General features: G+C 71.2%; 21 protein-coding genes. 11 read left to right on the top strand and 10 right to left on the bottom strand.

The genetic code is table 11. From position 1 onward, the window contains the following. Positions 1 to 41 precede the first annotated feature (41 nt). A complete protein-coding gene (locus ABH935_RS25655; RefSeq protein ID WP_370380474.1) occupies positions 42 to 461 on the bottom strand; it encodes a hypothetical protein in 420 nt (139 codons plus the stop codon). A gap of 180 nt (positions 462 to 641) precedes the next feature. Between ABH935_RS25655 and ABH935_RS25650 the strand changes: the two genes are divergently transcribed. Then, on the top strand, positions 642 to 1967 hold the full coding sequence (locus tag ABH935_RS25650; protein ID WP_370380473.1) for a sensor histidine kinase: 1326 nt from the start codon (positions 642 to 644) through the stop codon (positions 1965 to 1967). A gap of 3 nt (positions 1968 to 1970) precedes the next feature. Here the strand turns inward: ABH935_RS25650 and ABH935_RS25645 are convergent, their stop codons facing one another. Continuing rightward, positions 1971 to 2678, bottom strand: coding sequence for a hypothetical protein (locus ABH935_RS25645; protein WP_370380472.1), 708 nt, complete (start codon positions 2676 to 2678; stop codon positions 1971 to 1973). A gap of 70 nt (positions 2679 to 2748) precedes the next feature. Between ABH935_RS25645 and ABH935_RS25640 the strand changes: the two genes are divergently transcribed. After that, on the top strand, positions 2749 to 3396 hold the full coding sequence (locus tag ABH935_RS25640) for a response regulator (RefSeq protein ID WP_370380471.1): 648 nt from the start codon (positions 2749 to 2751) through the stop codon (positions 3394 to 3396). 131 nt (positions 3397 to 3527) lie between these two features. Here ABH935_RS25640 and ABH935_RS25635 read toward each other — a convergent pair whose 3' ends face one another. Continuing rightward, positions 3528 to 4289 carry an SDR family oxidoreductase gene (locus tag ABH935_RS25635; RefSeq protein WP_370380470.1) on the bottom strand — a complete coding sequence of 254 codons (762 nt, stop codon included), beginning with the start codon at positions 4287 to 4289 and terminating at the stop codon, positions 3528 to 3530. 102 nt (positions 4290 to 4391) lie between these two features. Between ABH935_RS25635 and ABH935_RS25630 the strand changes: the two genes are divergently transcribed. Then, positions 4392 to 4859 (top strand): Rrf2 family transcriptional regulator, encoded by a 468-nt coding sequence (locus ABH935_RS25630; RefSeq protein WP_370380469.1) that lies wholly within the window; start codon positions 4392 to 4394, stop codon positions 4857 to 4859. 251 nt (positions 4860 to 5110) lie between these two features. Here ABH935_RS25630 and ABH935_RS25625 read toward each other — a convergent pair whose 3' ends face one another. Further along, positions 5111 to 5539 (bottom strand): pyridoxamine 5'-phosphate oxidase family protein, encoded by a 429-nt coding sequence (locus ABH935_RS25625; protein WP_370380468.1) that lies wholly within the window; start codon positions 5537 to 5539, stop codon positions 5111 to 5113. Positions 5540 to 5715: 176 nt separating this feature from the next. Between ABH935_RS25625 and ABH935_RS25620 the strand changes: the two genes are divergently transcribed. Next, on the top strand, positions 5716 to 7668 hold the full coding sequence (locus tag ABH935_RS25620; protein ID WP_370380467.1) for a hypothetical protein: 1953 nt from the start codon (positions 5716 to 5718) through the stop codon (positions 7666 to 7668). A 152-nt stretch (positions 7669 to 7820) separates the two neighbouring features. Beyond that, complete coding sequence (locus tag ABH935_RS25615) at positions 7821 to 8858, top strand: LacI family DNA-binding transcriptional regulator (RefSeq protein WP_370380466.1); 1038 nt, start codon at positions 7821 to 7823, stop codon at positions 8856 to 8858. A gap of 531 nt (positions 8859 to 9389) precedes the next feature. Here ABH935_RS25615 and ABH935_RS25610 read toward each other — a convergent pair. Together ABH935_RS25610 and ABH935_RS25605 are read right to left on the bottom strand one after the other, a co-directional pair. Then, positions 9390 to 9884: a GNAT family N-acetyltransferase gene (locus ABH935_RS25610; RefSeq protein WP_370380465.1), complete on the bottom strand. Its 495-nt coding sequence runs from the start codon at positions 9882 to 9884 to the stop codon at positions 9390 to 9392. Further along, positions 9881 to 10603 (bottom strand): MBL fold metallo-hydrolase, encoded by a 723-nt coding sequence (locus ABH935_RS25605; protein ID WP_370380464.1) that lies wholly within the window; start codon positions 10601 to 10603, stop codon positions 9881 to 9883. Before ABH935_RS25605 ends, ABH935_RS25610 begins: the two co-directional genes overlap by 4 nt. Positions 10604 to 10706: 103 nt before the next feature. Here ABH935_RS25605 and ABH935_RS25600 point away from each other — a divergent pair, with 103 nt between their 5' ends. Next, complete coding sequence (locus ABH935_RS25600) at positions 10707 to 13634, top strand: BTAD domain-containing putative transcriptional regulator (protein ID WP_370380463.1); 2928 nt, start codon at positions 10707 to 10709, stop codon at positions 13632 to 13634. Positions 13635 to 13654: 20 nt separating this feature from the next. Here ABH935_RS25600 and ABH935_RS25595 read toward each other — a convergent pair whose 3' ends face one another. The 3 genes from ABH935_RS25595 to ABH935_RS25585 are packed head-to-tail and all read right to left on the bottom strand — an operon-like array spanning position 13655 to position 16036. Further along, positions 13655 to 14413, bottom strand: coding sequence for a dienelactone hydrolase family protein (locus tag ABH935_RS25595; RefSeq protein ID WP_370380462.1), 759 nt, complete (start codon positions 14411 to 14413; stop codon positions 13655 to 13657). Further along, positions 14410 to 15252: an NUDIX domain-containing protein gene (locus tag ABH935_RS25590; RefSeq protein WP_370380461.1), complete on the bottom strand. Its 843-nt coding sequence runs from the start codon at positions 15250 to 15252 to the stop codon at positions 14410 to 14412. The genes ABH935_RS25595 and ABH935_RS25590 overlap by 4 nt, the downstream gene beginning before the upstream one ends. After that, positions 15182 to 16036: a rhomboid family intramembrane serine protease gene (locus ABH935_RS25585; protein WP_370380460.1), complete on the bottom strand. Its 855-nt coding sequence runs from the start codon at positions 16034 to 16036 to the stop codon at positions 15182 to 15184. Before ABH935_RS25585 ends, ABH935_RS25590 begins: the two co-directional genes overlap by 71 nt. A gap of 357 nt (positions 16037 to 16393) precedes the next feature. Here ABH935_RS25585 and ABH935_RS25580 point away from each other — a divergent pair, with 357 nt between their 5' ends. Beyond that, the gene (locus tag ABH935_RS25580; RefSeq protein ID WP_370380459.1) at positions 16394 to 17029 is read left to right on the top strand and encodes an acyltransferase; all 636 of its coding nucleotides are present in this window, start codon (positions 16394 to 16396) and stop codon (positions 17027 to 17029) included. Between the two features lie 43 nt (positions 17030 to 17072). On the opposite strand, the gene ABH935_RS25575 is transcribed toward ABH935_RS25580, so the two are convergent. Then, the gene (locus ABH935_RS25575) at positions 17073 to 18143 is read right to left on the bottom strand and encodes a substrate-binding domain-containing protein (RefSeq protein ID WP_370380458.1); all 1071 of its coding nucleotides are present in this window, start codon (positions 18141 to 18143) and stop codon (positions 17073 to 17075) included. 197 nt (positions 18144 to 18340) lie between these two features. Between ABH935_RS25575 and ABH935_RS25570 the strand changes: the two genes are divergently transcribed. From ABH935_RS25570 to ABH935_RS25555, 4 genes are read left to right on the top strand one after another with little or no spacing between them, the layout of a single operon-like run. Then, positions 18341 to 19357, top strand: coding sequence for a hydroxyacid dehydrogenase (locus tag ABH935_RS25570; RefSeq protein ID WP_370380457.1), 1017 nt, complete (start codon positions 18341 to 18343; stop codon positions 19355 to 19357). Positions 19358 to 19409: 52 nt separating this feature from the next. Beyond that, complete coding sequence (locus tag ABH935_RS25565) at positions 19410 to 20723, top strand: ABC transporter substrate-binding protein (RefSeq protein WP_370380456.1); 1314 nt, start codon at positions 19410 to 19412, stop codon at positions 20721 to 20723. Continuing rightward, the gene (locus tag ABH935_RS25560; RefSeq protein ID WP_370380455.1) at positions 20720 to 21652 is read left to right on the top strand and encodes a carbohydrate ABC transporter permease; all 933 of its coding nucleotides are present in this window, start codon (positions 20720 to 20722) and stop codon (positions 21650 to 21652) included. The genes ABH935_RS25565 and ABH935_RS25560 overlap by 4 nt, the downstream gene beginning before the upstream one ends. Positions 21653 to 21669: 17 nt before the next feature. Beyond that, a complete protein-coding gene (locus ABH935_RS25555) occupies positions 21670 to 22581 on the top strand; it encodes a carbohydrate ABC transporter permease (RefSeq protein ID WP_370380454.1) in 912 nt (303 codons plus the stop codon). Position 22582 lies beyond the last annotated feature (1 nt).

The following is a 22582-nucleotide window of genomic DNA, read 5'->3' as shown; positions in this document are numbered from 1 at the left end:
TCGACGTGGCCTGATAAGTGGCGCTTATGCCCCGGCCCGGATCAAGTATTGGACGCGTGCGCGGGCCCGGCGCAAGTCTGGACCGGCGATCGGACATCAGTTCCCGTTCTGTTCTCGCGAATCCCCGAAGGAGAAACGACGATGACGCGTACCAGGAGAACGGCCGTGGGCCTCGCGGCGGCAGTGGCGTCGGCGGCGTGCTGGGCGATGCCGTCGGCGCAGGCCGCCGCTCCGGCGAACGGAGCGCATGTCGATGCGACGTTCGAGCGCGTGTTCACGTACCACGCCTGCCCGGCCGGGGACGCGGTCGGCGTCTTGCACAGGCTGCCGACCGCCTCGACATGGATCGTCGAGCCGTCGTCGGCAGTGAAGTCGCCGTGCTTGTCGATCGGGCCGCAGTCGGCGCCGCCGAACTCGCCGTAGTGGATGTCGACCTCGAAGTGCCCGACGACCGGTCCCATGCCGGGCAGCGAAGCGCCGGTCAAGGTGCGGCTGGGGGAAGGAGATCCTGACCGGCAGCCTGCACGTTTAGCGCTGGTTGACCGAGGGGCGGTTGACCGCGAGGGGGCGGTTAACCGAACCGTGCGACCTACGTGCCTGCCCCCTGGGTTCCGGGCCGGCCGTCGATCATGATGGTGGTCATGCCCACCACGCCGCCGGAGTCCGCCGAGGATGCCGCCGCCCCCGAAGCCCCGCACATCGGCTTCGTCGCGGCGGCGCTCTACCTCGTGGCCAGCTCCGTGCTGTGGGCCGTCGCGTTCGTCGCCGTCAGTGCCTTGATGCTGCTCGGCGTGGTGCTGACGGTGACGCCGATCGGGCCGTGGGTGATCGCGCTCGCCGTGGCCGCGGCGCGCGGGTTCGGGGTGCTGTACCGGGGGCTGGTGTTGCGGCTGTTCGGGGCGCGGCTGGAGCCGCCGGCCGAGCGCACCGAGCGCGGGGCTCTGGCCTGGCGCCGCTTCATGCTCGGCGGTGACGGCGGCGGCTGGACGGAGGCCGCGTTCCTGTCCGTGCGGCTGCCGATCGCGCTGCTGAACCTGATCGTCGGCGTGGGGCTGTGGGTCTACGGGCTGCTGTGGGTGTTCTGGCCGCTGATGCGGAACTGGGACGACCTCTACACGCGCGAACCGGACGGCACTGTCCGGCGGGGGATCCACATCTTCGGGTTCTGGTTCGACACGCTCCCGCGCTCGTTCCTGCTCACCGGCGCCGGGCTGCTGACGGTCGCGCTGGCGGCGTGGACGGCGCGCAAGCTGGTGGCGCTGGACCTGCGGTTCTACCGCGTGGTCCTCGGTTCGGGGCGGATGGCAGCGCGCGTGCAGCAGCTGGAGCGGTCGCGCAGCTACGCGGTGGACGACTCGGCGGCGACGTTGCGCCGGATCGAGCGCGATTTGCACGACGGGGCGCAGGCGCGGCTGGTCGCGCTTGGGATGCAGCTGGTGATGCTGAAGGACAGCCTCGACGCGGAGTCGGCGGACTCGGCGGAGGACGCGCGGTTGGAGCACAGCCGCGGCCTGGTCGACCAGGCGCAGCTCACGGCGAAGACGGCGATAGCGGAACTGCGTGACCTGGTGCGCGGCATCCACCCGCCGACGTTGGACCAGGGGTTGGAGACCGCGCTGCGGACGCTGACCGCCAACGGGCCCATCCCGACTTCGCTGACCGTGCGGGTGCCGGATCCGCGACCGGCCGCGGCGATCGAGACCATGGCGTACTTCTGTGCCGCCGAGCTGCTCACCAACGCCGCGAAGCACGCGCATGCGACGTGCGCGACGGTGACGGTCGAGGCCGATGGCCGCCACCTGATGCTGCGCGTCACGGACGACGGTCGCGGCGGTGCGCGGATGCGACCCGGGGGTGGGTTGGCGGGGTTGGCGGACCGGGTCGGCACGGTGGACGGGACGATCGAGATCGACAGTCCGGCCGGCGGGCCGACGGCGGTGACGGTCGCGCTGCCGATGAAGGCGTGAGGGCTAGAACCCGGACAGGTCGAAGACGACGGGGCCGGTGATCGGCAGCTTCACATCGACCGGCTCGGCCAGCTTCGTGCACTGAATGCGCAGGACTTGGTCCGAGACGAATTCCAGCTGCGTCATGAAGGACTCGCCGAGCCATTCCTCGGCTGAGGTGTTCTGGTCGGCGAGGAACCGGCCGAAGTCCGCCGGCAGGTGGACCCTGAGTGGGTAGCGCTTGATGCCGCCGGCGGGCAGCTCGTGGACGCGGAGGTCGGCGTACTCGAAGACGAGCGGCCTGGTGTCGGGGACTTCGAAGAAGTCGAACTCGGAGTCCGGCTCGCCCGATGGGGAGAGGAATCCCTGGCGGGTGATCAGGATGTGCGCCAGGTACTGCGATCCCGGCGAGAAGACCGGGGTTTCGCCTTCTCCGCACTCGTCCCAGCCGCCGACGTACTCCAGCTGCGGCTTGATCCGGAACGCGCAGTAGCCCTCCTCGCTCTGGCCGGAGTAGTGGTAGAGGGCCGCGTACTGCTCGTCCGGCGAGACGACGATCTCGGTTCCGCCGATGCCCGCGTTCAGCCAGGCGGCATCCACCGTGATGACCGAGCGTTCGCCGCCGGCTGCCGTGGCGTCCACGCAGAACTGCATCCGCGGGGTCCGTTCCAGGGACGACTCGCCGTCCCAGGAAAGCGCCGCGCCGTCGATCTCCACCTCGTCTTGGCTCACGGACCGCACGCTACCGTGGAGCCCACCACAGCCACCGCCGTATAACGCCGCACCGAAGGGCGAGCACACCGTGCGCATCGTCATCGCCGAGGACACCGCGATCCTGCGGGACGGTCTCGTGCAGCTGCTCAAGTCGCGCGGGCAGGAGGTGGCCGCGGCGGTCGGGGACGCGGAGGCGTTGCTGGCGGCGGTGGACGAGCACGGTCCGGACGTCGTGGTCGTCGACATCCGGCTGCCGCCAGACCACACCGACGAGGGCGTGCGGGCAGCGGTCGAGCTGCGGCGGCGGTATCCGGGTCTCGGCATCCTGATGTTCTCGCAGTACGTCGAGGCGCGTTTCGCGACCGATCTGCTCGCGCACAGCTCCAAGGGCGTGGGGTACCTGCTCAAGGAGCGGGTGGTCGACATCGACGACTTCGTCGACGCGCTCAACCGGGTCGCGGCCGGCGGCACCGCGCTGGACCCGGAGGTCGTCACGCAGCTGGTCGGGGCGAACCGGCAGCCCGGGCGCGCCGAACGGCTCACGCCGCGTGAGGCCGAGGTGATGGCGCTGGTGGCCGAGGGCCGGACCAACGCCGCGATCGCCGGGACGCTGGTGATCGGCGAGCGGGCGGTCGAGAAGCACGTCGCCAACATCTTCACCAAGTTCGACCTGCCGCAGACCGACGTCGACCACCGGCGCGTGCTGGCCGTGCTGCGGTATCTGGGAGTGAGCTGACGATCGGGGCGATGGGGCAGATGGGGCAGCCGGCGGTTTGCGCGGTCGCTGCTTTTTTCTGCGGGGCGTTGAGGCTGCGGGCCGGTAAGACTGCGGGGCGGTAAGGCTGCGGCCGCGGAGTGCTCGGGCCGCTACTTCTGCGCGGCCTTGCGCTCTTGCTCCAGCCACGCGTCGAAGGTCGTCGGCGCGATGCGCGCGCCTTCTCCGGGGAGCAGCGTGTTCCCGGCCATCGCGACGCCGAAGATGCCGCCGTCCCAGGTCGGCACCAGCTTGACGGCCTGGCCGCGGGCCTGGAGGGTGCGGCGGGCCATGTCGACCATGTCCTGGGTCTCCGGCCCGGCGACGTCGGCGAACCGGGCCTTCGGCTCGCCGGTGGCGACCAGCGCCAGGACGGCGGCGACGTCCGCCGGGGCGATCGGCTGCAGCAGCAGCGGGGCGATCGGGGCGACGCCGTCCTGCGTCGTCCAACCGGCGACCATGGCGGGGAAGTCGTGGAACTGCGTGGCCGGGACGATTGTCCACGGCACGTTTCCGGCCTGGACCAACCGCTCCTGCTCGCGCTTGCCGGCGTAGTGAGCGTTGCCCTCCACGCGGTGGACGCCGACGATCGAGAGCAGGACATGGTGCCGCACGCCGGCCCGCTCCTCGGCGGCGAGCAGGTTCGCGGTGGTGCCGCCGAACCAGGCGACGGTCTCCTCCAGCGTGCCGACCGGCCCGTTGCTGGCGTCCACGACCGCCTGCACACCTGCCAGCGCCTGGTCCAGGCCCTCCCCGGTGACCAGGTCCACGCCCTGGTTGCGGCTGATGCCCACGACCTCGTGCCCGGCGCGCTCCAACGCCGCGACGGTGCGGGTTCCGATGTTGCCGGTGGCTCCGGCGACGGCGATGCGCATGGTGATGGCTCCTTTTCGCAAGACCCTGTCTCTCCCGGGATCGTGGGCACGACTCTATCTCGGACTAAATAGATCTGCAATATCTGAGATAGAATCCCACCCATGAAGCTGCCGACCAGCACCGAATGGGTCCTGCACTGCGCCGCCTCCCTGGCCCAGCTGCAACCCGGCGAAACCGCGTCGGCGGCCCAACTGGCGGCGTACTACGACCTCCCGGCGCCCTACCTGGCCAAACAGCTGCAGGCGCTGACCCGCGCAGGAATCCTCGCCGCCACCACCGGCCCCCGCGGCGGCTTCCGCCTCGCGCGCCCGGCGAAGGACGTCACGCTGCTGCAGATCGTGGAGGCGGTGGACGGCGCGGTGGCGCCCTACGAATGCCGCGAGATCCGCCAGCAAGGACGCGGCGCCCTGAGCGCGGCGGAGTGCCAGGAGACGTGCCCGCTCGCGCGGACGATGGCCGAGGCGCACGCGGCCTGGCGGGCGAGCCTGGCGGGGGTGTCGCTCGGGGACATTCTTGAGGAGCTGCCGTCGGGCGCGCCGGCTCGGACGCGGCGGATTCTTATGGGGTGAGGCCGCGCGCGGGGGCGGCGGGCGGCGGGATGCTGCGCGGGGCGCGGCGGGCGGTGCGCGGCGGGATAGGGCACCGGGTTGGGTGAGCAGCCGGATGCCGCGCCGCGCTCGGCAGGCGGCTGACTGCCCACTGAGCTAGGTAGACCGCTGCGCGAGCGCCGCCGCGTTGCGCGTGGTCGAGCGAGCGAGCACCGCGCCTGAGGCCCGCTTGCGGCGAGGTGGTTCGATCCCGGCGCGGCGCCCGCGTTCGCCTACTTTCGCCGGATCTCTCGCGCGCCGCCCTCTGGCGTCCAGAGGCGGATCACCAGCTCGTCGTTCTCGACCGTCGTGAGCACCACCTCGTGCAGGTCCAGTTCGAAGGCGTCGTCGGGGCCGTCGCCCGGCAGCGCCGTCGCGATGCCCGAGAGCTTTGCGTCGCCGCCGTCCATGGAGCCGTCGCCGGGGTTGGCGTGGAGGGCGAAGCGGCCGTCGCGCTTGAGGTCCTTGCCCTTGCGGGCGTCCGCCATCGAGCCGAGGCGGAGGTGGCCGTCCTCGGTGAGGTCGACTTCGGTGCCGCTGACGCGGGGTGCGCCGTCTTTGCGCAGGGTGGCGAGGACGTGGTGCTTCGTCGCCGTCAGGCGGGCCCGGACCGCGGTGGCCAGGTCGGGGGCGGCGTCTGCGAACTGTTGCCAGGTAGCCATAACTCACCAGTCTCGTGGATGGCTCTGACAAGGAGGGCGTTGATCACTCATGGCAAACGGCTGACAAGAAGTGCTCTTGGTCTGACAGGGTTGGGGTAGCGGGACGGGTGGCGCGGATGTCGTGGTGACCATCCGCATCCTGACTCGTTCTTCAACCCGGAGAAGGGAGAGCCCTCGTGCTCGACGATCGCGACCGCCCCGCGGGCGGGCGGGAGGATCTCGAGGCGGCTTTGGTGCTGCACTATTCGCGCCTGGTCCGCATCGCGTACCTGGCGCTGCCGCCGGAAGGCGACCGGCACGGCCGGGTGCTGGCGGCGCACGCGATAGCGCAGCGCTCGCTGTCCGGCCGCGGCGCGGGCCCGGCGGGCCCCGTGGGTCCGCTCGGGCTGCTCGCGCTGCCCGGCCGTTGGCTTCGGCGCTCGTCGCGACCGGCGGACGGCGACTCGTACGCCACGCTGCGCCAGGCGGTCGTCAACGCGGTGCTGCGCCGGACCTGGTGGCCGCGCTCGCTGCACCAGCCCTATGTCTGGGGCCTGCGACTCTTCCCGCTCGGCGGCGGATCGCAGGAGCTGGCAGTGGACGCCGCCCTGCGCGGGCTGAGCGTCACGGCGCGGATGGCCTACGTCCTGCTCGCGCTCGAAGACCTCGGCGCCGACGAGGTGGCCGGGCTGCTCTCCGGCGCCGGCGTACGCGGCGTGCCCGCCGCGATGGAGACGGCGCAACGGCTGCTCGCCGAACACCCGGCCGACGTCCTGGAATCGTCGGAGTTCGACCCCTGCACCCTGCACACCCGCCCCGCCGACGTGTCACGGCGCAGGCGCCAGGCCCGGGGTGCGGCGGTGGCCGGCGTCGCCGCGCTGGCGGTGGTGCTGGCCGTGGTGATCGGGGTCGGCGGCTCGGGGTCGACGGGTGCGGACGCGGCTGCCAACGCCGCGAGCACCGGGCCCGCGCACGCGCCGATCCAGGTGGACGACAGCGCGTGGCAGCAGAGCCCGCGGCTGGACTTCGGCGTCTGGCCGGCGCGCGATGACGGGTCCTCATCCGCAGCGGTCGGCCAGGCGCTCGACGCGTGGACGACACAGCGCCCTGATGTCCTCAAGCTCGGTCCCGGCGCCGCCGCCGGCCCGCCGCTCCAGCCGGTTCACGTGCTGTGGAACGGGCACCTGGACGGCGCGACCGTCGTGCTGCTCTTCGACTCGACACGCCTGGCCCGCTACACGCTCCCCGACGCCCCGACCGCCGACGACCCGGTCCGCCTGGACGTGGTCCGCGCCGACGACTCGGACCCGGCGTCGGCCGGAGCCGTCGTGCTCCGCTCGACCGACGCCGGCGACCGGTGGCTCGTGGCCCCGTGGGTCGACGGCGTCAGTGTCAGGGACCTGCGAATCCCGGCAGCCGCCGCGTCCCCGGCGACCGTCTCCGACGGCGTTACGAACGCGGTGCCCAGCCCGCCGACTTCCGGCTGCGGCTCCTGGCCCGCGCTCCAACTGCACGTGTCCACGACCGCCGGCGGCCAGACCTTCGCGATGACGGACCTCGGCGGCGTGACCGGCACCCACCTCCTGTACACCGCACCGCCGAAGAGCGACCCGACGCAGACCCCGCGCGAGGTCGCGACCCCGGACACCTACGGAGCCGAGTCGCGAGTGGCCTGCAACCTGCCCGCGCTCCAGGGCCAGGACGTGAAGCAGATCGACACCTGGGTCTTCGCGCAGCAGCCACTGCCGGAGTCTCAGGGCCTTGCGTCATGGGTCTGCCTGCGCGCCGACCAATGGTCCGGCAGCGGCTCGGCGACCAGCGAGTTCCTGCCGCCGTCGGCCCAGGCCCCGGCGACCGTGACCGGCACCGAGGCGAACGGCCGGACCTGCTCCGCGCTCGGCCAGAACGTCGTCGCGCAGGCCCGCTGGCGCGCCCCGGACGGCAAGGTCTACCTGCTGGTGGCCGGAACGCGGCACGTCGTGAAGGCCGCGGTCGCGGACCCCGCCGGCAACGTCCGGCAGACCGCCGCGGCGCCCGAGCACACCGCGGCCGTCGTGCTGACCGGCGCGGCCGCCACCACTGGCAGCGGCCTCGGCATCCTCGACACCGGAGGACAGCTGCGGCCGATGGATTCCCAGCCCGGCGGCTAGGGACGAGCAAAAGTCAGAAGGCTGAAATCCCGGGCCGCGCGGCGGAGCCACCACGCGTGGCCCCGCCGTCACTGGTTTCACCATGTGGGCCACGCGCGGTGTTCGGCGTGCCACAATCCTGTCGGGGATTTTATGTAGGACGGGGGAACGGAATGCGGGTCACCATCGCCCATGTGGCGTTGCGGGCCGGGGTCAGCAAGGCCACGGTGTCGCGGGTGCTCAACGGCAAGGGGGAGACGGACGCGGCCACGGAGGCCCGGGTGCGGCGGGTCGTCAAGGAGTTGGGCTACGTGCCCAGCGCCCGGGCGGTGTCGCTGGCCAAGGGCCGGACCGGGGTGGTCGGCGTGCTCGCGCCGACGCTCACGCGGCCGTGGATCGCGCAGGTCATGCAGGGTGTCGCGGATTCGATGGAGCGCAGCGGACACGGCATGATGCTGTTCACCCGGGGCCTGGGCGACGACTCCTTCCGCCGCTTCGCCGGCCACGTCGACGCCAACGCCTTCGACGGCCTGCTGGTGATCGAGCCGGAGGAGACCGCGCCCGCGGTGGCCAAGATGGCCGCCGCCGGCCTGCCCGTGGTCCTGATCAGCGACCGCGACGCCGGCCCCGGCACACCGGTCGTGGCCACGGGGAACCAGCCGGGCGCCCGCCAGGCGGCGGAGCACCTGCTGGCATTGGGGCGGCGACGACCGCTGGTGGTCGGGGGACCGGAGGGCTACGACTGCGCGGTCTCGCGGGTCACGGCGTTCACGGACACGTTCGCGGAGGCGGGCTTCCCGGTGCCGCCGCAGGCCCAGTTCCCCGGCGACTACTCGGGGGAATCGGGCCGCGTGGCCGTGTCGAGCGCGGTGACCGACGGCGTCGAGTTCGACGCGGTGTTCACGCACAACGACCTGTCGGCGTCGGGCGTGCTGCAGATGCTGGGCCAGGTCGGCAGGCCGGTCCCGCACGACGTGGCGGTGGTGACCTTCGACGACGCCGGCCACGCCGCGCATACCGCACCATCGCTGACAGCGGTACGCCGGCCGCTGCGCGAAATGGGCGCCGAGGCCGCGCGGATGCTGGCCGCGGCGCTGGACGGCGGGGCGGCTGCGAGGGCGGTGGAGACGGCAGGGGCGGCAGACGCGGCGGGGCCGGTGGTGATCGCGACGGAGCTGGTGGTGCGGGAATCGACGGTCGGGGCGGGGTGAGGTCCGCTTCGGACGGCGCCGGGCTGAGCTGGCGCGCGGCACGGCGCTCGCGATGGTGCCGGCCGGGCTCGTTTGGTCGGCGGCGGTGAGATTGTGCGTGCAGGCGGCCGATCGGCGGCGGGTACCGACACGCTCGCGATGGTGCCGGCCGGGCTCGCCTGGTCGGCGGCGGTGAGATTGTGCGTGCAGGCGGCTGACCGGCGGCGGGTACCGACACGCTCGCGATGGTGCCGGCCGGGCTCGCCTGGTCGGCGGCGGTGAGGTTGCGCGTGCAGGCGGCTGACCGGCGGTAGGTACCGACACGCTCGCGATGGTGCCGGCCGGGCTCGCCTGGTCGGCCGCAGCGAGATTGCGCATGCAGGCAGCCGACCGGCGGCAGGCACCGACACGGAGAACAGCTGCCTCGGCGATTTCGCGGGTGATGGCGGCCCGAAATCGCCTGCCAGCATGCGCCATGTCCGCCGAAGGCCGGCAGCCCGGGGCAGCGAATCGGCCCCGGCCCCGGCCCCGGTTCCCGGTCGGGTCGCGGGCTCAGTCCCCGGCGACCTCAAGCCGGTAGTAGTACATCCCGCCCTCCTCCTTCACCAGCGCGAACCCGGTCTTGTCCAGCACTCGCTGCGAGGCCACGTTGCTCGCCTCGGTGTCGGCGACCATCGCGCGCACCGCGTCGTGCGACCGGCACATGGCCACCAGCCCGGCCAGCGCCTCGGTCGCGTAGCCGGCTCCGCGCGCGGCGGGGACCAGGCCGTAGCCGAACATCACCTGGCCGTCCTCGTCCGGCGGGCCGTAGAAGCCGATGGTGCCGATCGCGGCGCCGTCGCGGTCGATGCGGTAGCAGCCGAAGGGGCCCGCGTCGTGGCCCGCCTCGGCCGCGCCGAGGAAGCCCTTCACGCCGTCGCGGTCGTCCTGCATCGGGAAGTCCTCGGCCCAGGAGTCGTCGGCGGCGGGGGTGACGTCGACGATGCGGCGTCCCTCCTCGACCGTGAGCGGGTGCAGGCGGAGCCGGTCGGTGTGCAGGTCGGTCATGCGCGTTTTGCCTCCTTGAGGAATCGCCGCACGGTTTCGCGGGCGTTCTGGGTCACATGCTTGCCATGGGTGAAAGCTGCGATCTCGTAGTCCATCTCGCCGAGGACGTCCGCGGTCTTCTGGTTCAGCTTGATGTCGGTGCAGAAGGCGCGGACGCCCCAGCCCATCTTGCGGACGTTCCAGATCGAGTCGCCGGTGATCAGCACGCCGTCGGCCTCGTGCAGCAGCGCCACGTGCCCGGGCGTGTGGCCGGGGGTGTGCACCACGCGCAGGCCGCCGCCGACCGGCAGGACGTCGCCGTCGGCGAACTCCTCGCCGATGATCACCTTCGCGAACTTGTTGCCCTTGCGCCCCAGCAGGTTCAGGAACTTGCCGCCGAGGGTCGAGCCGTCGCGCGGCGGGGCGAAGCCGTCGCGGGCGAACGGGGCGTCGATGGTGCTGATCGAGATGTTGGCGTCAGTGCGCTCCTTCAGCTTCGCGGCGCCGCCGGCGTGGTCGCCGTGCGCGTGGGTCAGCACGATGCGGTGCACGTCCGGGACGCTCTTGCCGATCGCCTTCAGCCCGGCCTCGATCCGCTTCATCGAGCTCGGCATGCCGGTGTCGACGAGCGAGACCCGGCCGTCGTCCTCCACGATCGCGAAGCTGTTGACGAAATCGAACGGTCCGGCCGGAATCCGCCACACCTGGGTGGTCAGCTGGTACGCGGGTTGGCTGGCCATGGTGGAACCTCCTCGACATTCGACAATGTTTTTGCCCATGATGGCGGCACCGGATTGCGCGCGCATTGCGCGGGCGCCGAGTGGGGTCGAAGGGAACGGGGACGTGCGCTACGCGGTGTTGGGGTCTTTGAAGGTCTGGGACGAGGCCGGCATTGAAGTTCCGGTACCTGCGGGGAAGCAGAGTTCGGTGCTGGCCGCGTTGCTGTTGCGCCCCGGACAGGTCGTCGGGTTCGACGCGCTGGTCGGAGCGCTGTGGGCGGACCGGCCGGTCGCCGGCGCGCGCTCCGGGCTGGCCACGTACGTCTCCCGGCTGCGCGCGGTCCTCGGCCCCGAAGGTGCCGCCCGCGTCCGGCACGAAGGCCGCGGCTACCTGTTCGCCCCCGAACCCGGCGACGAGATCGACCACGTGCGCGCCGCCGAGCTGGAGTGCCGGGCCCGCGCCGCAGCCGCCGAGGGCCGCTGGTCGCAGGTCCGGGACGCCGCGACCACGGCGTTGGCGCTGTGGCGCGGCGAGCCGTTGGCGGACGTCGAGTCGGACGAGCTGCGCGGCGAGCACCTGCCGTATCTGGACGAACTACGGATCCGATTGGAACAGCTGCGGATCGACGCGCATCTGGCGTGCGGCGACTTCGACGCGATCCTGCCCTCCTTACGGGCGTTATCCGGCATGCATCCCCTGAACGAGCCATTCCACGAGCGGCATTTTCTGGCCCTGTACGGCGCCGGCCGGCACGCCGACGCGCAGGAGTGGTACCGGCAGGTGCGCCTGCGGCTGCGGGAGGAACTCGGCTCCGAACCCTCCCCGACGCTGCGCCGCTTCTACGAACAGACCCTGCGCGGCGCCGGTGTCAGCACCCTGGTGGAGGAGCTGCTCGGCCCGCGAAGCCGGTCCCGGCCGGTGGAGGCGGTGCCGGAGCTGCCGATGCCGGGGGCGCTCGCCGCGGTCCGCGACGCCGAACTGTCCTCGACGGACCCGCCGTTCCCCGACCAGCTGCCACCGCCGCCGCGCCGCTTCGTCGGCCGCGCCGCCGAGCTGGCGCGGCTGAACGAGGCGATGGACGGCAACCACCCGCCGGAGCTGCCGGGGCTGACGCTGCTGGTCGGGATGGCCGGCGTCGGTAAAACAGCGTTGGCACTCACCTGGGCGCACCGGTCCGCGTCGGCGTTTCCGGACGGCCGGATCTACCTGGATCTGAAAGGGTTCGCCGATCGCGGGGCGCCGCTGACCGTCGATGAATCGGTGCGGATCCTGTTGGACTGCTTCGGGATTCCCGAGCATCGGATGCCGGCTACGGCCGCCGGTCGGGTCGCGTTGTACCGGGCGGTCCTGGCCGACAAGCGGGTGCTGATCGTGCTGGACAACGTCGGGCACTCCGACCAGGTGCGTCCGCTGCTGCCGCCGGCCGGCCCCGCGCAGTTGCTGGCGACCAGCCGGAATGCGTTGGCCAGCCTGGTGACCATCGATTTCGCGCGCACTATGAGCCTGGAGCCGTTGTCGGCGCACGAGTCGCGGGAGTTGCTGAACCTGCGGCTGGGGGCCGCACGCACCGACGGTCACGAGGACGCGGTCGCGGCTATCGCAGAGCACTGTGCTCACCTGCCGTTGGCACTGGTGGTGGCGGCGGGGCGGGCGTGGGTCCGGCCGCACACGCCGTTGGAGGAGCTGGCCGCGCAGCTCAGCGAGATCGGCAGCAGCCTCGGCGCGCTGGACGGCGGGGACACGGCGGTGAACGTGCGCGCCGTGCTGTCGTGGTCGTATCACCAGCTCAGTCCGCGGGCGGCGCGCTTGTATCGGCTGTTGGCGCTGCATCCGGGTCCTGATTCGTCCGTGGGGGCGGCGGCGTCGGTCGCCGGGCTGCCGGTGTCCGACGCGCAGGCCACGCTGACCGAGCTGGTGTCGATGAACATGGCGACGGCGGATGCGGACGGCCGGTATCGGCGCCATAGCTTGCTGGAGGCGTTCGCCGCCGAGCGGTTGGCGGCGGAGGAGAGCGAGGGGGAGCGGGACGCGGCGTTCCGGCGGCTCGTGGACCACTACCTGCGGGCGGCGGTCAGCGCGAACATGTACGGCGCGACGGTCGCGGTGCCGTCTCCGGCGGACCTGCCGCCGCCCGGGCCGGACACGGTGAGCACGTCGATCACCGACACGGCCGGCGGTATCGCGTGGTTCGACAGGGAGCGCGAGGTTCTCAGCGCTCTTGTTCCGGCGGTGGCCGCGGCGGGGTTGGACGTCGAGCTGTGGCAGCTGGCGTGCGCGCTGTCCGCTGGTCTGGCGCGGATCGGGCGCCTGCAGGAGGACGTCGCCAACGCGCGGTTGGCGTTGGACGCGGCGCGGCGGCTGGCGGACCCGGTCGCGCAGGCGCATGTGCACCGGATGTTCGGCCGTGACCTGCCGCGGTTGGGCGATCCCGAGGGCGGGCTGCGTCACCTGGACCTCGCGCTGGAGTTGTATGTCGGGGCCGGGCACGCTCAGGGGATCGCGGAGACCAAGCGGACGGTGGCGAACGTGCGCGTGGTGCAGGGGGATCTGGCGGCGGCGGTCGCGCTGCTGAACGAGTACCTGACATACGCGGAGGCCGCCGAGGATCCCCACGGGCAGGCGATGGGGCTGAACGCGCTGGGCTGGAGCTACGCGCACCTCGGGCGGTTGCCGGAGGCGCTGGTGTGCTGTCGCAAGGCACTGAGGATCAAGCTCGCGACCGACCGGCGGGACCACGTCGGGATTCTGTGGGACAGCCTGGCGCTGGTGCACCACTGGCTCGGTGAGCTGGATGAGGCGCTGGCGTGCTACCAGCGGGCGATCGACGCGTGCCTCGGGGAGGGGGATCGGACGCAGGCGGCGCTGTCATCCATGCGGCTGGGCGACGCGCTTCGCGACCGGGGAGATCACGGCGCTGCCCGGGCCACGTGGCGCGAGGCGCTGGCGGTTTTCGAGGCGGCGCGGCGACCGGAGGCGGAGATGGTGCGGGAGCGGTTGGGCGGGATTCCTCGGCAGCGGTCGAGGTTGGGATCGGGTTCGGGATCGGGGTGAGGTTGTGCTCCCGACCGGCCTCAGGCCGGCGCGAGATGCCGTTCGACGAACGACCGCCACAGCCCCGGAGCATGCTGCGGCGTGTGACTGTGGCGTCCCGCGAAGGCGTGAAGCTCCTTGTCGGGGCCGGCGAAGGCGTCGAACAGGTCGAGTTGCCCTGACCTCGGGAAGAGCTCGTCGTCCCACTGCACGTGGAAGAAGACCGGCGCGGTGATCCCCGAAGCATCGCGGCGCACACGGTCTGGAACGTGGAGCGCCGGATTGAACGCAGTGCTCGACTCCAGGCCGAACTTTCCGAAGACCGCGCAGCGCAGCGACGGTCCGAGTGCGGCTGCGGCGGGGAGGCCGAAGCGGGTGCCCATCGACAACCCGACGTATGCCACCCGCATTCCGTCGGCGATTCCGGCTTCAGCGAGGTGCGTCGTGGTCGCGACCCAGTCGGCGGCGATTCGGTCCAGCACGGTTTCAATGCCCTCGTCGGCGACGCGCGCCTGGTACTCCGCCGGGGTCAGCGGTTGTTGCACGCGGTCGCCGTGGAAGGGGCCGTCGATCGCTGCCGCCGCGTAGCCGGTCGAGGTGAAGCGGGCGGCCAACGCCACGATCCGCTCGCTGTGGCGGTGGCCGCTACCGCCGTGTCCGAGCAGCACCAAGGGGAGAGGTGGTCCTGGGCGCGTGGTCGGAGTCCAGACGGTGGCGGGGACGTCTTCGGTCGGGCGATGGATCAGGAAGGAGCGCTGTGTGGTGTGCGGGCCGATGTGTCGAACGCTGCTCCAGCTCATCGCGCCTGCCGCATCTTTCCCTCCTCCAGATCCTGCACCGCGATCCGCCCCTCGCGCACGGCCAGCGCGTGTTCCAAGCGGTCGAACGTGTGCGAGGGCAGCCGCTCACGCGCGCCGTCGAGGTCGAAGAACCCGTACTCGTCGATCTCGCCGTCCTGCAGTCGGATGCGCGCGATGTCCTCGGGGCCGAGGACGCCGCCGTCGTAGAGGTAGTGGATCAGCGGCGGACGCTCCGCGTCGCGGGGGCGCCAGTCGACCATCAGCAGTGCGCCGGGTTCCGCATCCAGGCCGACTTCCTCCAGCGCCTCGCGGCGGGCGCCGGCGGCGGGGAACTCGCCCTCCTCGACGCCGCCGCCGGGGAAGCTCCAGGTCTTGGTGGGGCGGTAGGACTGCCGGACCATCAGGACCTTGCCGTCCTCGTCGAAGAACAGCATCGTGGCACCGACGATCACCTTCGGCAGGGATGCCGCCCACGCCGCGCGGTCCTGGCCGGTCCCGATCTCCGACAGCCGGGGTGCGCCGGCCTCCACCGAGCGCATGTAGACCCGCCCGATGTGGTCCCGCAGGACTCGTTCGGGGTCGGGGACCACCGTCGCCAGCGCGACTGCCGCCGCCGTGATGACGTCGCAGAGCTCTGCCGCCAGATCGGCCTCGGTGTGGCTGCGGCCCTTGCGCGGGTTCTGGCCGGTGGTGCCGATCAGTGCGGCCGCGGCCTCGCCGGCCTCCTCCGCGACCTTCAGCACCCGCAGCGGGACCGCGAGCGCCGGGTCAGTGTCCGGATGTGAGTCCAGCCAAGCCCTCTGCTGCTGGACCACCTGCCACATCAGCGGCTCTTCCATGCCTCACCAAGCCCTCCTCGGCCGACGTGTGCAGCGCCGATGTCCGCACCGCTGTCGCGCCGATCAACACAGCCAGTATCGCGACCAAGCCCGCCGCCTGGACGGCGACCTGCCGGGCGCGCGGCGCGTAGACGTAGACCAGCCCGATCACCGCGCCGGTCACCAGGCCGCCGAGGTGTCCCTGCCAGGAGGTGAAGCGCGAGGCCAGGACCAGCCAGAGGACGGCGATGACCAGCTGGCGCCGACCGCCGAGGGGATCGAAGTGCAGTTTGCGGCTGAGGACGAAGTACAGGCCGATCAAGCCGAATATCGCGCCCGAGGCCCCGATGGACTGCGTGTAGGGGGCGGTCAGGTAGTAGCAGAACACTGATCCGCCGAGCGCCGACAGCAGATAGGCCGCGATGTACCGCACCTTCCCGATCTGCTGCTCGACCACGACGCCGAACATCCACAGCGAGAGCATGTTGAACAAGATGTGCATCGGCCCCAGCGGCGGCTGGTTCGGCAGGATGTGGACGAACGCCGACGTGATCATCCGGTACCACTCGCCGTGCGCCACCCCGATCGGGTGGTACCCGGGCGGCGGCGACGCCATGGGCTCGTAGAGCGCGTTGTTCGGCCCGCGCATGGCGTCGGAGAGCATGCCGAGCTTGTCCACGACGGAGTGCTGCATCAGTTCCGCCGCGTACACCGCGAAATTGAGCAGGATCAAGGCGATGGTGACCACCGGCCGGGCACCGTCGGACGCGGCCGGCGACCCGAACACCGTCCGCGCCTGGCGCACATCCTTGTTTCCCGCGCGGACACACTCAGGGCACTGAAACCCTACTGAAGCGCTACGCATGCAGTCGGGGCAGATGTACCGATCGCAGCGGGTGCAGCGCACGTGGCTCTCGCGCCCGTCGTGCCGGTAACAGGTGGTGACCGGCACGGTCGCGTCGGGGACGGTCATCGGCGGGAGTCCTCCGGGCGGAGCATCGGAAAGCGTCGGAAGGCGCAACGGGACGGCACACCTTACCGTGCGGCGACCGGCCCACGGCGGGCACAATGCAGGGCCCCGGCCACAAAGCGCGGCCCGTCCGCGCCGGCCGTATGCTGACCGCGATCCCCCCTGATGTGATCATGTCGAGAAGAGACCCCAGTGCCCCGTCGTCCCCGCTGGATGGACCGGCTCACCGCCGCCGCGATACGCGGCGTCTGGGACTGGGCCCGGGTGCGCGGCCGCGTCACCTCCACCAATCCCGGCCGTTACCGCTTCGCGCATCTCGGCCCCGGCGCCGCACTGTCCTTCCCGCTCGGCGCGCTCTACAACGAGCAGTACATGGCGATCGGCGAGGGCACGCTGGTCGGCGAGGGCGTGAGCCTGGCGGTGGGCTGGCCGGGGGAGGACTTCGGCGAGGAGATCGTGCTGCGCATCGGCCGCGGCTGCTCGATCGGCCGCGGCAGCCACATCGTGGCGCACCTGCGCGTGGACATCGGCGACGACGTCTTCTTCGGTCCGTACGTCTACGTCACCGACCAGAACCACGGCTACACCGCGCTGGACACCCCGATCGGCCGCCAGGACCCGGAGGACAAGCCGGTGACCATCGGCGACGGCTGCTGGCTCGGCGTCGGTTCGGTGATCCTGCCGGGGACCACGCTCGGGCGGAACGTGGCCGTGGCAGCCGGCGCGGTGGTGCGCGGATCGTTCCCCGACCACTGCCTGATCGGCGGTGTGCCGGCCCGGATCCTGAGGCGGCACCACGGCGACAACGGCTGGCGCGGAAACCTGTAGCTGATCCGGCACGGCACGGCACGGCGAGAGCGAGCCGATCCCCTTACGCCGAGCGGGCGACCCCCGTCGACTCGCGCACGATCAGCCGCGGCGAGACGTCCACGTGCCGGGCCGGAGCGCTCGGATCGCGCACCAGATCCAGCAGCGTCCGCACCGCCAGCTCGCCGACGGACTCCTTCGGCGGCGACACCGCGGTCAACGCCGGCCGCGTCAACGCCGAGAACTCGTCGTCGTACGCCACGATCGAGATCTCGCGCGGCACCGCGAAGCGCGTCGCGAAGCCGTTCTGCAGCAACGCCAACGCGTCTTCGTCCGAGTGGACCAACAGCGCGGTCGCGTCGGAGTCGCGCAGCCGCTCGGCGAGCGCGTCTATCTGCTCCGGTCCCCACTTCGGCCAGCCGTCGAGGTCCGTGCTGCCGATGATGCGCGGCATCTCCGGCAGCGACAGCGCCGCGGCGGCCTGCTCGAAGCCGCTCAGCACGCTGCGCGAGGTCGGCGTCTCGCCGCGGGCGAACATCGCGATGCGGCGGTGCCCGAGCTCGTGCAGATGCCGGACGGCGAGTCCGGCGCCGGTCTCGTGGTCGGTGCGGACCCACGACGTCGTCGCGGCGGCGGGGCCGTACGACCGCCGCTCCACCAGCACCGTCGGCACGCCCAGCGCGCCGGCCCACTCCACCTCGTCGGTGGGGGCCAGCAGCACGGCCCGCGCCCCGGAGTCCACCAGCCCCATCGCCAGCGAGAGGTCCTGCCCGGACTGGTAGTCCGAGACCGCGACCAGCAGCCGCCCCTCGGGCTCGCGCAGCACCCGGCGCATGCCGTCGACGACCCGGTTGAAGTAGTACGACGACTTCGGGATCAAGGCGCCGACGACCGGCAGGTCGGTCTCCTCGGCCGGGTCCTGGGCGGGCCGCGCCGGGGGCACCGGCTCGGCGGAGGCGGGCAGCACCGCGCCGCCGTGCACCTTGTCCAGTTGTCCGGCCTTGGCCAGCTGGTCCAGGTCGCGGCGGACGGTCACGTCCGACACCCCCAGGATGCCGACCAGCTCGGCGACCTGCACCGACCCGCGTTCGCGGGCCAGGCGCAGGATCAGGGCGTGCCGTCTGGCGGCGAGCACGGACCACCTCCCGGAGCAGAAGCTATCAGTCAGAACCGTTCACAGCATGGGGGTGCGCTGGCGTTCCGGCAAGTTGTAGTTACGTTTTTGTTTGTTTCTCATCGATTCTCATCGAACGTATTGACTTCCGGTTACCTTGTTCTGACACTGGTCCCCGTTGTTCGTTTGCCGTCACATCCGAAAGGCGCCACCGAGGCATGGATCGTCCGACCGTCGTCCTGGCCATGCGCCCGGCGCTGCGTCCGCTGCTGTTCGACGCGGCGGCCGAGGCCCGGCTGGCCGGGCTGGCCGAGGTCGATCCGGCACTGGTGGTCACCGACTTCGGCGATCCGCGGGTGGCCGCCGCGCTGGAGCGGGCCGAGGTGCTGATCACCGGCTGGGACTGCCCGGTGCTGGACGAGGCGGCGCTGGCCCGGATGCCCGCGCTGCGCGCCGTCCTGCACTCCGGCGGCAGCGTGAAGCACCACGTCACCGGCGCCGCGTGGGCGCGGGGGCTGGTGGTCTCCTCCGCGGTCGCCGACAACGCGGTCCCGGTGGCCGAGTACACGCTGGCGATGGTGATCAGCGCGGGCAAGCGGCTGCCGGAGATGGAGCGCGCGTTTCGTGCGGGCAGGGACGGCCGGGACTGGCAGCACTGGTCGCAGGACTTCGGTCCGGTCGGCAACCACCGGCGCGTCGTCGGAGTGGTCGGGCTGTCCCGCGTCGGCCGCCGGGTCGTGGAGATGCTGCGGGTCCTGGACGCGACCGTCCTCGTGCACGACCCCTACGTGCCGGACGAGGAGGTCCTCAAGCTCGGTGCCGTACCCGCCGGGCTCGACGACCTGGTGGCGGCCTGCGACGTGGTGAGCCTGCACGCGCCGAGCAACGCCGAGACCCGGCATCAGATGGACCGGCGCCGGCTGGCCCTGATGAAGGACGGCGCGACGCTGATCAACACCGCGCGCGGTGCCCTGGTGGACACCGCGGCGCTGGCCGACGAGCTGCGGACCGGCCGGTTGTTCGCGGTCGCCGATGTCACCGACCCGGACCCGCTGCCCGCCGACTCCGAGCTGTTCGACCTGCCGAACCTGATCCTGACCCCGCACGTGGCCGGCTCGATCGGCGGCGAGGTGCGGCGCCTGGGCGACTTCGTGCTGGCCGAACTGCTGCGCCTGGCGACCGGGCAAGCCCTGCTCGGCCTGGTACGACCTGAGACCCTGCCGTCCATAGCGTGACAGCATCTTGATAGATCTTGTGTGCCACCCTCACCAGAGAGCGAGACCCGATATGCGTACCAGTAAGAACGTCTACCGAGCCGGCGTCATAGCCGCCGCGGTGGCCGTCTCGGCCGCGAGCCTGTCGGCCTGCGGCAGCTCCAGCAAGCCCGGTACGTCCTCCGGCGGCCAGGCCTCGGGCAGCACCTCGTTCACCTACTGGTCGATGTGGCAGCAGAACGAGCCGCAGGCCAAGGTGATCAAGAAGGCCGCCGACGACTTCACCGCCGCCACCGGCATCAAGGTCAGCATCCAGTGGCAGGGCCGCGACGTCATCACCAAGCTCACCCCGACCCTGCGCACCGGCTCCTCGGCGGACCTGGTCGACCAGTCGGTCAACGCGCTCGGCGCGCTGGTCGCCAAGGACGCGACCGCCGACCTGAGCACGCTGTACAGCACGCCGGTCAGCGGCGAGTCGCAGACCATCGGGCAGATCATCCCGGACAGCTACAAGCCGTTCCTCAACGACAAGAGCGGCAAGCCGTTCATCGCCCCTTACGAGGTCTCCTCCGAGGGCCTGTGGTTCGACGCCTCCAAGTTCCCCGACCTGGCCGCGAACCCGCCGAAGACCTGGGACGACCTGCTGGCCCTGTTCGCCAAGGCCAAGGGCATGAGCATGACGCCGGTCGCGGTCCCCGGCGACGACAAGTACTGGGTGCTGCTGACCCTCCAACGCGAACTCGGGACCGACGGCCTGAAGAAGCTGGCGAGCGACAAGACCGGCGCCGCCTGGGACGACCCGAAGGTGCTCAAGGCCGCGCAGCTGGTCCAGGACCTGCGGGACAAGGGCGACTTCCTCAAGGGCTACGAGTCCAGCAAGAGCATCGACGAAGAGGGCGACTGGGCCAAGGGCCAGGCCGCCTTCTACCTGTCCGGCACCTGGGTGCCCTCGGAGGCCGCGCCGAACGCCACCGCCGGCTTCAAGTTCGACAGCATTCAGCTGCCGGCGCTGGACTCGGGCAACACCGACACCGGCATCAACTTCTTCGGCTTCGCGGTCCCCAAGACCGCCAAGCACTCCGACGCCGCCGAGAAGTTCATCGCCTTCTTCATGAAGAAGGAGGAGCTGTCCGGCATCTCGTCCCAGGCACTGAACCTGACCCCGCGCGCCGACATCGACCCGCCGGCCCAGCTGGCCTCCATGAGCAAGGCACTGACCGGCACTGTCTACGCCGACCAGGCGCACCTGTCCGTGGACTACGCGGACTGGACCAACAAGATGCTGAACCCTGAGATGATCCGGCTGGTCACCGGCCAGGACAACGCCGCGAAGTTCGTCGCCAACGGCAAGCAGGGCACGATCGACTACTGGAAGTCCGCGTCGTGACCAGCGCCACCGTCGGTGTCCGGCGGGGCCGGCTCCAGGGTTCGCCCCTGGCCCGGCGCCGCCGGCGCGTCTTCGGGCCGTTCCTGGCGCCCGCGCTGATCCTGTACACGGTGCTGTTCATGGTGCCGACCGTGTACTCGTTCTACGCGAGCTTCACCAGCTGGGACGGGTTCTCGAACCCGCGGTGGAAGGGCACGCTGAACTACGACCACCTCAGGCACGACCCGGCGTTCAAGGACGCCTTCTTCAACACCATGAAGCTGCTGTTCGGGTGCGGCATCTTCCTGTTCGTCCTGAGCTTCGCCTTCATGCTGATGCTGCGGGAGATGAAGGGCCGCAAGTTCATCCAGGGCTTCATCTTCCTGCCGCACATCGTCTCCGGCGTGGCGCTGGCCGCGTTCTGGGACTTCCTGCTGAACCACGACGGCATGCTGAACAAGGGCCTGCACTCCTTCGGGATGGGCCCGGTGGACTGGCTCAAGCCGCAGTGGCAGTTCAACGCGATCCTGCTCGCGATCGTCTGGATCAACACCGGGTACTACGTGACGATCCTGATGGCCGGCGTGGACCGGATCCCGCCGTACTACTACGAAGAGGCCAAGCTCGCCGGGACCAACTCCTGGCAGCGCTTCCGGCACATCACGCTGCCGATGTCCTGGGACGTGGTGGGGACCGCGGCGGTGCTGTGGACCATCGGCACGGTGAAGATCTTCGAGTTCATCCTCGCCTTCTCCGGCTCGCAGGGGAACCTGCCGACCACCAACCAGTGGACGTCGGCGATGTACGTCTACGGCGAGACCATCGGCGGCACCTCCCCGATCTACGACTTCGGCCGGGCCTGCGCCGGCGCGGTCGTCACGCTGGTCGCGGTCGTGGTCGTCGTCGTGGTGCTGCGCCGGGTCACCAGCCGCGACCGGCTCGAACTGTGAGGGAGGGCGGGACGACCATGAGCACCGCAACGACCGGGTCCCGCGCTGAGAGCGCGGAGCGGGACCCGAAGACCCCGGCGGCGGCCCCCGCCGGCCGCCGCCGGGTGCCCTGGGCCCGGCTCCCGGGCGCCGCGCTGATCTGGGTGTTCGTCGCCTTCTGCGCGTTCACGTTCCTGTTCATCCTGCTCAGCTCGCTCAAGTCGAGCTACAACGTGCTGAACCACCCGTTCCGGCTGCCGACCGAGCTGAAGTTCTCCAACTGGAGCAAGGCCTGGCACGACGGCGGCTTCGGGCCGGCGTTCGTGAACTCGGTGGTGGTGGTCGTGGTGGCCGCGGCCGGGACCGTGCTGCTGGCCTCGCCGGCGGCGTACGTGCTGGGCCGGAACCAGAACCGGGTCTCCGGCGGCGTGAGCATGTACTTCGTGCTGGGACTGGGCATCCCGATGCAGATCATCGTGCTGCCGCTGTACTCGATCATGGCCAAGATGCACCTGATCGACAACCTGGCCGGGCTGATCGTGCTCTACATCGTGGTGAACCTGCCGTTCACGGTGTACCTGCTGATGTCGTTCTTCGCCTCGCTCCCGGGCGAGTTGGAGGAGGCCGCGGCGCTGGACGGCGTGGGGCCGGGCATGACGTTCTGGCGGATCATGCTGCCGCTGGCGCGCGGCGGGCTGATGACGGCGCTGACGCTGGTCGCGATCGCCTGTTGGAACGAGACGTTCCTGGCGCTGATGTTCCTGCAGACCAACGACAACTTCACGCTGCCGCTGGCGTTGGTCAACTTCCTGACGCAGCAGCAGTTCACCGGCGAGGACTTCGGCGTGATGTTCGCCGGGGTGTCCATCGCGGTGCTGCCCATGCTCGCGCTTTACGCGTGGCTCGGGCGCCGGATCACCGAGGGCCTGACTCTCGGAGCGGGGAAGTAAG

Source organism: Catenulispora sp. GAS73 (assembly GCF_041262085.1).
In the GTDB taxonomy this organism is placed as follows: Bacteria; Actinomycetota; Actinomycetes; order Streptomycetales; family Catenulisporaceae; genus Catenulispora.
This window is presented reverse-complemented; position numbering and strand designations above follow the sequence as displayed.